Consider the following 14,390-nt stretch of genomic DNA (forward strand, 5'->3'; position numbering starts at 1 on the left):
TTTCTTTTGCGTGGTTCTGGCACGACGCGTGGCCGCTTGCTCGTTTACTCGCGGTCGTCGTGCTGTGTCCGCTGACGCAGCTCGTGCAATTGCGACTCCACCACGGTCGCGTCCTCGGCATCCGGCCGGTCGCCGAGATAGCGCTCGAGATCTTCGAGCGCGGGCCGCAGGTAATCGAGCCGCGCATAAGCGAAGCCACGATCGCGCACTTCCTCGATACTCTCCGGCAGCAGGATCACGAGACGCTGCTGCACCGCCAGCAGACGCTGCCAACGTTCCGTCTGAAGATACGTGGACTTCAGATTGCGCAGCATTCGCGCGATGATCTCGCGGCGCGTGGCCGGTTGCAGCAGCATGCGCAGCGCCCTGCTCACCGATTCGCCCGCCGACGCCACATACGGCTCCAGCATCTCCACCATCTCCGATTCGGACAGCGAGTGTCCGCTGGTCGGATCGAGCATGACGTCGCCGTCAGGCGTCGTCACGCGCAAAAGGAAGTGGCCGGGAAACGACACGCCGCGCGCTGGAACGCCGATCTGTTCGGCCATTTCCAGATACAGCACCGCCAGCGAAATCGGAATGCCGCGACGGCGCTTGAGCACCGCGTTCAGATGGCTGTTGTCGGGGTCGTAATAATCGTTGAGATTGCTGGCGAAGCCCAGCTCGCGAAAGAAGAACCGGTTCAGAATGCCGACCTTCTGCTTGATGTCGGCATCGTCCGGCATGCGACGCTGCAGGCGCACCACCAGTTCGTCGATCTCCGCGAGCGTGCCTTGCAGATCGAGATCGGGATAGGCGTCCTGCGCGAGCGAGAGCGCCGCCTCGGTCAGCGGAAGACTGTCGTCTTCGGCGACGAGCGTGCTGAAATAGTCGAGAACTCGCGTCATCGTGATCACTTCACTCGCCTTTTGAAATACGCGTACTTGAAGCCCATCAGCCAAAGCATACCGAAATATAGCGCGGCGAACAGAACGAGGCACGCTGCGAGCAACACCATGCGGTCGACCGGGCGGCTATGCATGCCGATCCAGTCGAAGCTGATGGCCAGCCAGTGCATCGTGCCGGCCAGCACCAGACAGGCGCCGAACAACTGCACAAAGAATTTGAGCCAGCCGCTCGACGGTCTATAGATGCCGCGCTTGCGCAGACCGAGAAACAGCAGCAGCGCATTACCGCAAGCGCCGAGCCCGACGCTCAGCGTCAAGCCCGCATGCGCGAAAATCGGCACGAACAGATAGTTGCTCAACTGCGTGAGGATCAGCACGCCGACCCCGATCTTCACCGGCGTCTTGATGTCCTGCTTCGCGTAGAAACCCGGCGCGAGGATCTTGATGAGGATCAGGCCGATCAGGCCGACGCCATACGCCGACAGCGCGCGGGAGACCATCACCACCGAATTGCCGTCGAACTTGCCGTAATGGAACAGCGTGGCGGTCAGCGGCTGCGCGAAGAAAAACAGCGCGACGGCGCTCGGCGCGGCCAGCAGGAAGGTGACGCGCAAGCCCCAGTCGAGCAGCGACGAGTATTCGTGCGGATCGGCATCGACGTGCGCCTTGGAGAGGCTCGGCAGCAGGATCGTGCCGAGCGCGACGCCCAGCAGCGCGGTCGGAAACTCCATCAGCCGGTCGGCGTAGTTGATCCACGACACGGCGCCCGGCCCGATGCGCGACGCGATATTCGTGTTGATGATCAGGCTGATCTGCGCGACCGAGACGGCGAACATCGCGGGCACCATCTTGGACAGCACGCGCTTGACGCCGCGATGCGCGAGCGCCTTCACCGGATTCAGGCCGATGCGCGGAATCATGTCGATCTTCTTCAGCCCCGGCAGCTGCACGATGAATTGCAGCACGCCGCCGGCGATCACCGCCCACGCGAGCGCATAAACCGGCGTTTGCAGACGCGGCGCGACGAACACCGCCGCGACGATGAACGCGACGTTCAGCAGAACCGGCGCGAACGCGGGCAGCGAGAAGTTCTTGTACGTGTTCAGCACGCCCGACGCCAGCGACGTCAGCGAAATGAAAATGATGTACGGGAACATGATGCGCGTCATGGTGACCGCGAGGGCATACGCTTGACCTTCATGCGCGAGGCCCGAGGCGACGATGAACACGACGCCCGACGCGCCCACCACGCCGATCAGCGAGAGGATTGCGAGCGCCCAGGCGAGCACCGTCGACGTGGCGTCGACCAGCGCTTTGGTGGCGTCGTGGCCTTGCTGGTTCTTGAATTCGGCGAGGATCGGCACGAAGGCCTGCGAGAACGCGCCCTCGGCGGAGATACGGCGCAGCAGGTTCGGAATGCGGAAGGCGACGTAGAACGCGTCAGTGTATTGACTGGCACCGAACGCGCGTGCGATCAGCGTTTCGCGGGCCAGTCCGGTCACGCGCGACAGCAGCGTGAAGCCGCTGACCGTCAGCAGGGCTCGGAATAGATTCATGGGGCGCTTATTATACGGGTGCCGCGAGTGCGGACGACGAGCCGGAACGCGATTCGGACCGATTTGCCGCGCGTACGTTCGATCCGATGAGTGGATCGGCGCGTTTTTTGTGGCTCGGCCGCGCCGTCCTGGGACCGCTGGACTCGCCCCGCGCCCGCCTTGTCCCCGGGGGGCGACACGCTCGCGCCCGCTGTGCTGCCGACTGGGGCGCAGGTCTTTACGCAACACGGCGGCGCAGCGTCATAGCGCTTTCCCGTTGCCACGTGCCTGATTTTGTTGCTATAATCGCCGGTTTCGAAGCTCGCTCAACTTTCGGACGGGGTTTGGAGCGGCGCCACAGCGCCTGCCAAGACCCTCGCACACCCCGAAAACACAGGCCTGCCTTCGCGTAGTCCGATCGATTTTTTTCGACACTTTTGCGCTCTTGGGCAATCGCTTCCAAGAGTTCGATCTAAAAGCAGCACCTCACCACTTGAAGGTCAGGTACTGGAAACAGGAACAGGATAAGGAACCGTCATGGCTAACTCCGCACAAGCACGCAAGCGCGCCCGCCAGGCCGCCAAGGCAAACTCGCACAACTCGGCACTGCGCTCGAAGTTCCGCACGGCTATCAAGGCTGTCCGCAAGGCGATCGACGCCGGCGACAAGGCCAAGGCCGCTGAGATCTTCCAGGCATCGTCGAAGACCATCGACATCATCGCCGACAAGAAAATCGTTCACAAGAACAAGGCTGCTCGCCATAAGAGCCGTCTCGCTGCAGCCATCAAGGGTCTGCAAGCGTCCGCAGCGCAGTAATTCCGGTCAGCCCGCTTCGGTGGGCTACCTCCTGTTTCCGCTGCACAGAAAAGCCCGCCTCGGCGGGCTTTTTTGCTTCGGACCGACAGATCCGCACTGTCTCGTGCAATTCGTCGCGCGCATGACTAACGGACTGCCCATAAAAAAACCCGCTGCCAGCGGGTTTTTGCTTTTTGCCTTCGCCAATCAAGCAAGTTCGCGCTAGATCACGTGTCTTTTCTCTTGCGGCGCGGCGTGCTCAAGTTGCAACTCGCACGCCTCGGTCACGACCAGGTCGTTGTCTTTCGCGAAGTTAAGGACGAAGTCGAAAGCCATGGGCTCGATGTCGCGCAAGCGCGAATCGAGAATCACGCACTTGAGGTCGCCGATCATGGTCGGCCGGACATACAGCGAGTACTGCAAATAGGCGTTCGGCCCCTTCCTTGCGCCGGGGCCGAAACAGGCCATGACGCCTGCGAGACGCTCCGACCAGTCGCTCGGCCGAAACTTTTTTCCCGTCGACGTGATGCCCTGAATGAAATATTCGGTTGGAGCTGCTTCGGCCATGTAGGAATACCTGTGTGACTGCCCAGCGGGATGACGGCAAAGCGGACGACGAAACGGCTCTGAATTGCCTGGGACTCGCCGACCGTGCCACGATGGCGAGCCGCATTGCCAGAAACCGCGAAGAGCCGGCCAAGCCGCCTTGTCGCTCGTCATGACGGCGCACCGCAAGCAGGTTGTTCCGAACCGCGCGAGCCGTGTCCCACAAGCGGAATACCGGCCTGCTGGGCTTTGGGATAACCCGTAGATTATAGCGCAGCGGACCTTTTTCCGCAGCGCACACAAGACATATGCGACGGTTCCAGGAGCGTTCCACAAGGCTTTCAGACAGCTTTCCCGGCCTTTTGGCCGACTCGTCAAACCGGGCGAAATCCTTTATGCTGCTTTGAGTTACCACAAACGACGGCGGCGCCGTCCGGCAATCCTGCCGGGTGAGACCGCCGTATTTGTTTCATGACCGCCAAGAAAATTCGCCACTACCTGCAGTTCAAGGATTTCTCGCTGGAAGACTACGAGTACGTGCTGGAACGCGCGCGCATTCTGAAACGCAAGTTCAAGAACTACGAGACCTACCATCCGCTGCACGATCGCACGCTGGCGATGATCTTCGAAAAGAATTCGACACGCACGCGCCTGTCGTTCGAAGCCGGCATCTTCCAGTTGGGCGGCCACGCCGTTTTCATGAGCACGCGTGACACGCAGCTCGGCCGCGGTGAACCGATCGAAGACGCAGCGCAAGTGATCTCGCGCATGGTCGACATCATCATGATCCGCACGTTCGGCCAGGACATACTCCAGCGCTTTTCCGAGAACTCGCGTGTGCCGGTGATCAACGGGCTGACCAACGAATATCACCCGTGCCAGGTGCTGGCGGATATCTTCACGTACTTCGAGCATCGCGGACCGATTCGCGGCAAGACGGTCGCGTGGGTCGGCGACGCCAACAACATGCTGTACACGTGGATCGAAGCCGCGCAGATTCTCGGCTTCAAGCTGCGCCTGTCCACGCCGCCGGGCTACAAGCTCGACCGCGCCATGGTCGCCACCGAAAGCGCGCCGTTCTACGAAGAATTCGACGATCCGAACGAGGCCTGCTCCGGCGCCGACCTCGTGACCACGGACGTCTGGACCAGCATGGGCTTCGAAGCCGAAAACGAAGCGCGCAAGAAAGCCTTCGCCGACTGGTGCGTCGACGCCGACATGATGGCGCGTGCCAATGCCGATGCGCTCTTCATGCACTGCCTGCCAGCCCACCGCGGCGAGGAAGTGAGCGCGGAAGTGATCGACGGCCCGCAAAGCGTCGTGTGGGACGAGGCGGAAAATCGTCTGCACGTGCAAAAGGCCTTGATGGAATACCTGCTGCTCGGCAAGCTGAATCACTGAGCGAGCCGCTGGCCGGCACGTTGAGCAGCATCTGCGTGAAGCGCGACGGGGCCTTGAATACGAGGCAAGGCATCCACGTTTAGCGCCACGCATCGAGCCGGCGTCCGAGGCGATAAGCGGACCCGGCTTGAATACCGCACTGTCCCAAAAACGCGGGCACCCTGCGGTTTAGTGTCAAAATAGTGGTTTTCCGCGCTCCGGGACCGCCGGCGCGCCTTGTTTTCCCGCTTCTCCAGCTACGAGTTCACCATGAGCGATATCAAGAAAGTCGTGCTCGCCTATTCGGGCGGCCTCGACACCTCCGTCATCCTGAAGTGGTTGCAGGACAATTACGACGCCGAAGTCGTCACGTTCACGGCCGACATCGGCCAGGGCGAAGAGCTGGAACCGGCGCGCAAGAAAGCCCTGCAACTCGGCATCAAGCAGGACAACATCTTTATCGAAGACCTGCGCGAAGAATTCGTGCGTGACTTCGTGTTCCCGATGTTCCGCGCCAACACGATCTATGAAGGCGAGTACCTGCTGGGCACGTCGATCGCGCGTCCGCTGATCGCCAAGCGTCAGATCGAAATCGCCCGCGCCAGCGGCGCACAGGCGGTGTCGCACGGCGCAACCGGCAAGGGCAACGACCAGGTTCGCTTCGAACTCGGTTACTACGCGCTGGAACCGGGCATCAAGGTGATCGCACCGTGGCGTGAATGGGACCTGCTGTCGCGCGAAAAGCTGCTCGCGTACGCGGAAAAGGCCGGCATTCCGATCGAAATGAAGCACAAGCAAGGCGGCGCGCCGTATTCGATGGACGCGAACCTGCTGCACATCTCATTCGAAGGCCGTCACCTGGAAGACCCGAAGGCGGAAGCCGAAGCCGATATGTGGCGTTGGACCGTGTCGCCGGAACAGGCGCCGGACCAGGCTGAATACATCGACATCGAATACGAGCACGGCGATCCGGTTGCGATCAACGGCAAGCGTCTGTCGGCTGCGGAAATGCTCACCGAACTGAACCGTTTGGGCGGCAAGCACGGCATCGGCCGTCTGGATCTGGTGGAAAACCGTTACGTCGGCATGAAGTCGCGCGGCTGTTATGAAACGCCGGGCGGCACGATCATGCTGAAGGCGCACCGCGGCATCGAGTCGATCACGCTCGACCGTGAAGTCGCTCACCTGAAAGACGACCTGATGGCTCGTTACGCGTCGCTGATTTATAACGGCTACTGGTGGAGCCCGGAGCGCCGCGCGATTCAGGTGCTGATCGACCATACGCAGGAGAAGGTCAACGGCTGGGTGCGTGTGAAGCTGTACAAGGGCAGCGTATCGGTGGTCGCGCGCGATTCGAAGGAAACGCTATTCGACAAGACCATCGCCACGTTCGACGACGACGGCGGCGCTTATAACCAGGCCGACGCTGGCGGGTTCATCAAGCTGAACGCGCTGCGTATGCGGATTGCGGAGAATGCGCGTCGTCAGCGCGGTTGACGGCGAGCGTTTTGGTGAAGGCTAACTTCGCGCAAGCGAAGTTAAGCGCCGCGAGGCTTGGCTGAAGCCAAAACGCAAATGCAAAAAAGGCGCCGGGAGGCAACTCCCGGCGCCTTTTTTATCATCAGCCAATCGTCACAAACAAACCGGCTCCGCCTCCAGCGCAACCCCAAACCGCTCCAGCACATCGCGCTGAATCGCTTTCGCAAGCGCCAGCACTTCCGCCCCGCTCGCGCCGCCGCGATTGACCAGCACCAGCGCCTGCCGCTCATGCACCGCCGCCGCGCCCATCGCGCGGCCTTTCCAGCCGCATCGATCGATCAGCCAGCCCGCGGCAAGTTTCACCCGCCCATCCGGCTGAGCGTACGACACGACGTCCGGCTCCCTGGCCTTCAGCGCGTCGAACTGCGCCGCGTCGATCACCGGGTTCTTGAAGAAGCTGCCGGCATTGCCGAGCTTCAGCGGATCAGGCAGCTTGGCGCGCCGCACCGCCACCACCGCATCGAAAATGGCCTGCGCGGTCGGCGGCGTCTCGGCATGGCCGTTGGCGGCCAGTTCGCGAGCGAGATCCGCGTAGCCGGCGCGCGGCTGCCACACCTTCGGCAAACGGAACGTCACCGACATAATCACGAACCGGTCGCGCCCTTCCCGCTTGAAAAAACTGTCGCGATAGCCGAAGCGGCACGCCTGCGCATCCATTTCGATCACGTCACCGGAAGCCAGCTCCACGGCCCGCAGCGACGCGAAGCGCTCGCACATCTCCAACCCGTACGCGCCGATGTTCTGAATCGGCGCCGCGCCCACCGTCCCCGGAATCAACGCGAGGTTTTCGAGCCCCGGCAGACCTTGCGACAAAGTCCAGCCGACGAACTCATGCCACGGCTCGCCACCGGCGGCCTCGACGTACCATGCGTCATCGTCCTCGCGCACGACGCGGCGGCCTTGCAGCGCGATCAGCAGCACCACACCGCCAAAGTCGCCGGTCAGCACGACATTGCTGCCGCCGCCCAGCACGAGCCGCGGCAAGCCGGCGGCGCGCGGGTCGCGCACCGCGGCCATCAGTTGCTCTTCACGCTCGATGCGGCACGCAAACTGCGCACGAACGTCGAAGCCGAAAGTGTTGTGCGCCTTCAGCGGATAACCGGCAATGAACGCGGCGGAGTCGGATTGGGACATCGGAATGAGAACAGTGAACGACCAATGAGACAACGAATAAAGCAGCCGATGAAACCGGCTTCGGGCCCCGGCCGGGCGACAATGCGCGGCGGCCTTGGGCAAAAGGGAGCGGCGTCGGTAAAATGACGTCCGGTCCGTGATTATAGCGAGTGCCCCGTGAGCAGCCGCCCGGTTGCGTCACGCACCGCAGCACTATTGGGAGAAAAAAATGCCATCGTTTGACGTCGTCTGCGAAGCGAACATGATCGAAGTCAAGAACGCGATCGAGCAGTCCAACAAGGAAATTTCAACGCGCTTCGACTTCAAAGGGTCGGACGCGCGCGTGGAACACAAGGAAAACGAGATCACGGCCTACGCGGACGATGATTTCAAACTCGGCCAGGTGAAAGACGTGCTGCTGTCGAAAATGGCCAAGCGCAACGTGGACGTGCGCTTTCTCGACTACGGCAAGATCGAGAAGATCGGCGGCGACAAGGTCAAGCAGGTCATCAAGATCAAGAAAGGCGTGTCGGGCGATCTGTCGAAGAAAATCGTGCGCCTCGTGAAGGACAGCAAGATCAAAGTCCAGGCGAGCATTCAAGGCGACGCGGTGCGCATCACCGGCGGCAAGCGCGACGACCTGCAAAACGTGATCGCCATGCTGCGCAAAGACGTGACGGACACGCCGCTCGACTTCAACAACTTCCGCGACTGATCTGCCGGGCGCGCGCTCCCGTCAAACGCGCGCGCGGCGATCCGAGCACGCGGCAGGCGGCGGGCGGCACCGCGCATGACGGGCGGACTGGCACACCGCGCACCGGAAGCACTGAAGCACCAGACCTCAAAGATCGCTGCCACCCGCCGCCTTCGCCGCCGCATCCGCCTTCTTCTTATCCCCGATGCGACTTTCCTGCCCGCGCATCAGCTTGGCGATGTTGCCGCGATGGCGCCACACCAGCAGCGAACTCATCACGACGATCGCCAGCGCGATGACATGCGGCCCGAACAGGAAACCGTCGAAGATCGGCGCGAACACCGCCGCGGCCAATGCCGCCAGCGACGAATAGCGCGTAAAGAACGCCACGATCAGCCACGTCAGCAAGGTCGCCACGCCGAGAATCGGGTTGATCGCGAGCAGAACGCCGGCCGCGGTCGCCACGCCCTTGCCGCCCTTGAAGCGGAAGAAAACCGGATACAGGTGGCCGAGAAACACGGCGACCGACGCAATCGCCACCGACGTCTCGTCGAGCCCGTAGCGCGCGCCGTAGTGCACGACGAACCACACCGGCAGCCAGCCCTTGAATGCGTCGCCGATCAGCGTGAGAATCGCGGCCTTCTTGCTGCCGCTGCGCAGCACGTTGGTGGCGCCCGGGTTGCCCGAGCCGTACGAGCGCGGGTCGTCGAGGCCCATTGCGGCGCTCACGATCACGGCGAACGACACCGAACCGATCAGGTAGGCAACCACAGCAACGATCAGGTTTTGCATCTGGGACTCTTATAAGGATCGGCGGTCTGAAACTCGATACCCCAACCGCAACAGGGCGCGCAACTCGGAACGAGGCGGCGCACATTCTACCGAACCCGCGCGCCCGCAAAACATTCAGGCAAACGTCAATCGACGCTCGCGCACTGCACCGCCTTCGCCGCCAGCAATTCCGTCAGCACCTTGGGGTCGATGCTGACCAGAAACCCGCGCCGGCCGCCGTTCAGCCAGATCTTGTCCATCTCCAGAATGCTCGACTCGACGTACACCGGCATCTGCTTCTTCGTGCCGAACGGCGAGGTGCCGCCGATCAGGTAGCCGGAATGGCGGTTCGCCACCTCGGGCTTGCACGGTTCGACGCGCTTCGCGCCGATCTGCCGCGCGAGGTTCTTGGTGCTGACGGTGCGGTCGCCGTGCATCAGCACGATCAGCGGCTTGGCGTGCTCGTCTTCCATCACCAGCGTCTTCACGACGTGATGTTCGTCCACGCCGAGCTGGCGCGCCGATTCCCCGGTGCCGCCGTGCTCGACATAATCATAAGGATGTTCGCCGAAAGTGACGCCGTGGCGGCGCAGAAACTGCGTGGCCGGCGTTTCGGAGACGTGTCTGGATTTGCTCATCGGCGCATTGTAATGGCGACTTTGCACAACGGCTATTTGCCGAATGGCCAATTGTGCGGGTCTGGCGATTGTGGCACGATCGTTCGAATATCTTCCGGCGCAACGCACGCCGGGCACCGCATTGTTCTTGCAAACTTGCATGGGACCGGAGTAAGGCGCCAAAGCGCCAACTCCGGTCGACAAAGGAGACAGCCTTGAGCTTCGATTCATCCGCCCGTTCCGCGATCGACATTCCCGCGCTGCTGGCTGCCCTGCCCGCGCGCATCGCCGACATTCCAGCGCTGGCCGCAGCCCGCGATCCGCAGCACGTCGCCTTGATCGAGGATGCGCGCCGCCTGACCAGCGCGCAACTGCTGGAGGCCGTCGACGCCGCCACCGCGCTGCTGCGCGAATGGGGCGTGCGCGGCGGCGATCGCGTGATGATCGTCGCGGAAAACAGCATCGTGCAGATCGTACTGCTGTTCGCGACCGCCCGACTCGACGCGTGGGCGCTGGTGTCGAACGCGCGCCTGTCCGCGGCCGAACTCGACTCGATCCGCGCGCACGCGCGGCCTCGCGTGGTCGCCTACGCCACAGACAGCTCGAGCGATGCCAAGCAGCACGCGCAGCGGCATCAAGCCACGGCAGCGCCGGCTATCACGCCGGCCATCGGCGCCTGGTCGTACACCGTGGACAGCGCGGCAATAGCCGAGCCCGTGGAAGCCGCAAACGACCGCCAATGCGCCGCGCTGATTTACACCACCGGCACCACCGGTGCGCCGAAGGGCGTGATGCTGTCGCATCGCAATCTGCTGTTCATTGCCGCGATCTCGAGCCGCTTGCGCAAAGTCGGCCCGGACGACGTCGTCTATGCCGTGCTGCCGATCTCGCACGTGTACGGCTTCGCGTCGGTGTGCCTGGGCAGCCTGCAGGCGGGCGCGACCTTGCGGCTCGTGCCGCGCTTCGCGCCGGAAGCCGTGCGCCGCGCCCTCGCTGAGGAACGCGTGTCGATCTTCCAGGGCGTGCCGGCCATGCACGCCAAACTGCTCGAACATCTGCAGACGCACGGCCACTCGTGGTCCGCGCCGCAATTGCGCTTCGCCTATTCAGGCGGCTCGCCGCTCGACGCCGCCTTGAAAGCGCAGGTGGAAAGCGTCTACGGTCTGCCGCTGCACAACGGCTATGGCATGACCGAGAGCAGCCCGACCGTGTCGCACACCATGCTCGATGCGCCGCGCAGCGATTGTTCCGTCGGCGACGTTATTCCGGGTATCGAGGTGCGCTTCGTCGGACTGGACGGCATTGACGCCGCGAAGGGCGAAATCGGCGAACTATGGGTGCGCGGTCCGAACGTGATGCTCGGCTACTACCGCAGCCCTGAGCAGACACGTGCGGTCGTAACCGAAGACGGCTGGCTCAAGACCGGCGATCTCGCGCGACAGGACGCGGACGGCGCGTTGCATATCGTCGGGCGCAGCAAGGAATTGATCATCCGCTCGGGCTTCAACGTGTACCCGGCCGAGGTCGAACATGTGCTGAACGCGCATCCGCAGGTCGTGCAGTCTGCGGTAATCGGGCGCGCGGTGGAAGGTAACGAGGAAGTGGTCGCGTTCGTCGAGTTGGTTGCGGGCGCGACGGTGACAGCCGCCGAATTGATCGACTGGTGCGGCGAGCGTCTGGCGCCGTACAAGCGGCCGGCCGAAGTCAAAGTGCTCGCCGCGCTGCCGGCTGCATCGACCGGCAAGATTCTCAAGCATCGGCTGCGTGAGTTTCTCTGACGGACGCGCAATCGCAAACCCAGCATCAGCCTCGCGGATGATGCTGCGCATGCAGCGACTTCAACCGTTCACGGGCCACGTGCGTGTAGATCTGCGTGGTCGAAATATCCGTGTGGCCGAGCAGCAGTTGCACGACACGCAGGTCGGCGCCGTGATTGAGCAGATGCGTCGCGAATGCGTGCCGCAATGTATGCGGCGAAAGAGGCGCATTCACGCCGGCCGCCGTCGCGTGACGCTTGATGATGTTCCAGAACTGCTGGCGCGTCATGCCTTCGGCGCGGCTCGTCACGAATAGCGCGTCTGTCGCGCGCGCGCCGAGCAACGCCGGCCGCGCTTCGCGCAGATAGCGCTCGATCCAGCTATGCGCTTCCTCGCCGAACGGAATCAGGCGCTCCTTCGAGCCCTTGCCCATGACGCGCACCACACCTTCGTTCAGGCCCACTTCCACCGTCTTCAACGTGACAAGCTCGGTCACGCGCAAACCGCTCGCGTACATCAACTCCAACATCGTGCGATCGCGCAGCCCTAAAGCCGTATCGACGTCGGGCGCGCCGAGCAGCGCTTCGACTTGCGCCTCGCTGAGCGTCGACGGAAAACGCGGCGGCTGTTTTGCCGAGCGGATGCGCACCGTCGGGTCGACCTTCGCGCGATGCTCACGCACGGCCCACCCGTAATAGCGGCGAAACACCGAGAGCCGCCGGTTCGCCGATGTCGATTTGTCTTTCTGGCGCACCGCGCTATACGCGTTCAGATCGGCTTCGCTCGCGGTGTCCAGTGAAGCCTTGCGGCTCTGCGCGAGCCATTCGCAAAAGAGACGCAGGTCGCGGCGGTACGCGTCGAGCGTGTTGCGCGACAGGCCGTGTTCGAGCCACAGCGCGTCGCAGAATGCATCGATCGACGCCGAACTGGCGACGAACAGAGGTGACGCGGCGGCCGCGTCGTCGATCAACGTATCGCTCATGCGTAGGGAATGCCTTCATGCGCCAGCAGCCAGCGCTTGATGTTGCGGAAGAAACCCTCTTCGGCGTGATTCGCGAAACCGCCGATGCCGCTCGAACTCACCACCCGATGACATGGAATCACAATCGGAAAGTAGTTGGCGCCGCACGCCTGACCGACCGCGCGCGGCGCGCTGCCGAGTTGTCTTGCCAATTGACCGTAGGTCCGCACGACGCCCGGCGGAATGTCGCTGATGGCCTGCCACACGCGCTTCTGAAACGCGGTGCCGACCGAAGCCAGCGGCAACTCGAACTTCGCGGACGCGCGCTCGAAATATCGCTCGATCTGTTCGGCGGCCTGTTTCGCCAACGGCGTGTCGGGCTCGATGTTTTGCATCGAATCCGGCAGATAGACGATCTCGCGCACGGCTGCGCCTTCAAGGCGGATGCCGACCTTGCCGAACGGCGCATCGATCACTGCATTGAACATGATTGCCTGCTCCTCACTGGCGCGGCGTTGCAACGCATCGCCAAGTTTGCCGCTACTTTACGCCGCTTCCAAAGCCCATTCCACATGCTCGCGCACGACGGCGGAAGCGTCATCGACCCGCATTCTCAGCGCCTGCACGATCGCCTCGCGCGCCGGCTCGCTCAAACTATCGGACGACGTACGCAGCGCGTTGCCCATGCCCACCGCGAGATTGCGCAGCCAGCACTCGTAGCCGATGCGGCGAATCGCGCTGCCCTGCATGCGCGTATCGAACTCGTCCGCGCTCCACGCGAACAACTCGACGAGCGACGCGCGATCCAGCCCGTGCCGCACGTCGAAATCGGCGACCGGCGCGGCCTGCGCGAACTTGTTCCATGGACACACGAGCTGGCAATCGTCGCAGCCATACACACGATTACCGATTAGCGGCCGCATTTCCAGGGGAATACTGCCCTTCAATTCGATCGTGAGATAGGAAATACAGAGGCGCGCATCAACCTTGTAAGGCGCGACGATCGCGCCGGTCGGACAGGCGCCGATACAGCGCGTGCAACTCCCGCAATGCGAGCCCGGCGTCTCGGGCGCGGCCTCGGGCAAGGTCTCGGTGTCGGTCGGCAAGGGCACATCGACATAGATTTCGCCGAGAAAAAACAGCGAACCCGCGTCGCGTTGCAGCAGCAACGTGTGCTTGCCGCGCCAGCCGATGCCGGCCTTCTGCGCAAGTTCTACTTCCAGCACTGGCGCCGAATCGGTAAATACGCGGTAGCCGAATGCGCCGATCTCGGCCTCGATCTTCTCGGCCAGATGTTGCAAACGGTTACGCATCACCTTGTGATAATCGCGGCCTCGCGCATAGACCGACACGACCGCCGCCGACGGGTCCGCGAGCCGCGCATGCTCGGCTGCGCGCCATTCTTGCGTGAGCGGACCGTCCTGCAAAGCGCTTTCGTGCGCCTTTCCGCTCAATGTCTGCGCGGGCAAATAAGCGATGCGCGCCGTAATCACACGTCGCGTGCCGGCCACAAGCTCGGCGGGCCGCGCGCGTTTCATGCCGTGTTTCGCCATATAATCCATCTCGCCGTGGCAACCCGCTTCCAGCCAGGCTGCAAGCGGCGCTTCGGCGGCGGAGAGATCGGTGTCGCTAATGCCGATCGCTCCGAAACCCAGTTCACGGCCCCACGTTTTGATGTTCAGCGCGAGCGCGTGCAGCGCCGCTTCATCGAAATGACGCTCGGCACGCGCATCGTCGTTAGACGCAGGCGTGCAGGAAACAGGGGACTCCGGACTTCGGTTCATCACGCCATTTT

General features: G+C 62.9%; 14 protein-coding genes. 5 read left to right on the forward strand and 9 right to left on the reverse strand.

Annotated features, from left to right (window positions below):
• Positions 1-44 precede the first annotated feature (44 nt).
• Both ACQKRQ_RS20715 and murJ read right to left on the reverse strand, forming a co-directional pair.
• Positions 45-887 (reverse strand): SirB1 family protein, encoded by an 843-nt coding sequence (locus ACQKRQ_RS20715; protein ID WP_132373354.1) that lies wholly within the window; start codon positions 885-887, stop codon positions 45-47.
• A 5-nt stretch (positions 888-892) separates the two neighbouring features.
• A complete protein-coding gene (gene murJ, locus ACQKRQ_RS20720) occupies positions 893-2,443 on the reverse strand; it encodes a murein biosynthesis integral membrane protein MurJ (RefSeq protein WP_408286767.1) in 1,551 nt (516 codons plus the stop codon).
• 516 nt (positions 2,444-2,959) lie between these two features.
• Between murJ and rpsT the strand changes: the two genes are divergently transcribed.
• Positions 2,960-3,238, forward strand: coding sequence for a 30S ribosomal protein S20 (gene rpsT, locus ACQKRQ_RS20725; RefSeq protein ID WP_020069158.1), 279 nt, complete (start codon positions 2,960-2,962; stop codon positions 3,236-3,238).
• 201 nt (positions 3,239-3,439) lie between these two features.
• On the opposite strand, the gene ACQKRQ_RS20730 is transcribed toward rpsT, so the two are convergent.
• Entirely contained in the window at positions 3,440-3,784 is a 345-nt protein-coding gene (locus ACQKRQ_RS20730; RefSeq protein WP_132373352.1) for a DUF3579 domain-containing protein, read from the reverse strand.
• A gap of 450 nt (positions 3,785-4,234) precedes the next feature.
• Here ACQKRQ_RS20730 and argF point away from each other — a divergent pair, with 450 nt between their 5' ends.
• Together argF and ACQKRQ_RS20740 are read left to right on the forward strand one after the other, a co-directional pair.
• Positions 4,235-5,164 (forward strand): ornithine carbamoyltransferase, encoded by a 930-nt coding sequence (argF, locus tag ACQKRQ_RS20735; RefSeq protein ID WP_427479078.1) that lies wholly within the window; start codon positions 4,235-4,237, stop codon positions 5,162-5,164.
• 249 nt (positions 5,165-5,413) lie between these two features.
• Entirely contained in the window at positions 5,414-6,640 is a 1,227-nt protein-coding gene (locus ACQKRQ_RS20740) for an argininosuccinate synthase (protein WP_132373350.1), read from the forward strand.
• A 135-nt stretch (positions 6,641-6,775) separates the two neighbouring features.
• Here the strand turns inward: ACQKRQ_RS20740 and murB are convergent, their stop codons facing one another.
• The gene (gene murB, locus ACQKRQ_RS20745) at positions 6,776-7,816 is read right to left on the reverse strand and encodes a UDP-N-acetylmuramate dehydrogenase (RefSeq protein ID WP_427479081.1); all 1,041 of its coding nucleotides are present in this window, start codon (positions 7,814-7,816) and stop codon (positions 6,776-6,778) included.
• Between the two features lie 208 nt (positions 7,817-8,024).
• Between murB and ACQKRQ_RS20750 the strand changes: the two genes are divergently transcribed.
• On the forward strand, positions 8,025-8,510 hold the full coding sequence (locus ACQKRQ_RS20750) for a YajQ family cyclic di-GMP-binding protein (protein WP_427479082.1): 486 nt from the start codon (positions 8,025-8,027) through the stop codon (positions 8,508-8,510).
• Between the two features lie 126 nt (positions 8,511-8,636).
• Here ACQKRQ_RS20750 and plsY read toward each other — a convergent pair whose 3' ends face one another.
• Together plsY and ybaK are read right to left on the reverse strand one after the other, a co-directional pair.
• Positions 8,637-9,281, reverse strand: coding sequence for a glycerol-3-phosphate 1-O-acyltransferase PlsY (plsY, locus tag ACQKRQ_RS20755; RefSeq protein ID WP_132373348.1), 645 nt, complete (start codon positions 9,279-9,281; stop codon positions 8,637-8,639).
• 125 nt (positions 9,282-9,406) lie between these two features.
• Entirely contained in the window at positions 9,407-9,898 is a 492-nt protein-coding gene (ybaK, locus tag ACQKRQ_RS20760; protein ID WP_408179826.1) for a Cys-tRNA(Pro) deacylase, read from the reverse strand.
• A 194-nt stretch (positions 9,899-10,092) separates the two neighbouring features.
• Here ybaK and ACQKRQ_RS20765 point away from each other — a divergent pair, with 194 nt between their 5' ends.
• On the forward strand, positions 10,093-11,655 hold the full coding sequence (locus ACQKRQ_RS20765; RefSeq protein WP_427479084.1) for a class I adenylate-forming enzyme family protein: 1,563 nt from the start codon (positions 10,093-10,095) through the stop codon (positions 11,653-11,655).
• Between the two features lie 25 nt (positions 11,656-11,680).
• On the opposite strand, the gene xerD is transcribed toward ACQKRQ_RS20765, so the two are convergent.
• The 3 genes from xerD to queG are packed head-to-tail and all read right to left on the reverse strand — an operon-like array spanning position 11,681 to position 14,379.
• On the reverse strand, positions 11,681-12,616 hold the full coding sequence (gene xerD / locus ACQKRQ_RS20770; protein WP_427479086.1) for a site-specific tyrosine recombinase XerD: 936 nt from the start codon (positions 12,614-12,616) through the stop codon (positions 11,681-11,683).
• On the reverse strand, positions 12,613-13,083 hold the full coding sequence (locus ACQKRQ_RS20775) for a methylated-DNA--[protein]-cysteine S-methyltransferase (RefSeq protein WP_427479088.1): 471 nt from the start codon (positions 13,081-13,083) through the stop codon (positions 12,613-12,615). Before ACQKRQ_RS20775 ends, xerD begins: the two co-directional genes overlap by 4 nt.
• A gap of 57 nt (positions 13,084-13,140) precedes the next feature.
• Positions 13,141-14,379, reverse strand: coding sequence for a tRNA epoxyqueuosine(34) reductase QueG (gene queG / locus ACQKRQ_RS20780; RefSeq protein ID WP_427479091.1), 1,239 nt, complete (start codon positions 14,377-14,379; stop codon positions 13,141-13,143).
• Positions 14,380-14,390 lie beyond the last annotated feature (11 nt).

Origin of the sequence: Paraburkholderia sp. NPDC080076 (assembly GCF_050281145.1) — a bacterium.
Classification (GTDB): domain Bacteria; phylum Pseudomonadota; class Gammaproteobacteria; order Burkholderiales; family Burkholderiaceae; genus Paraburkholderia.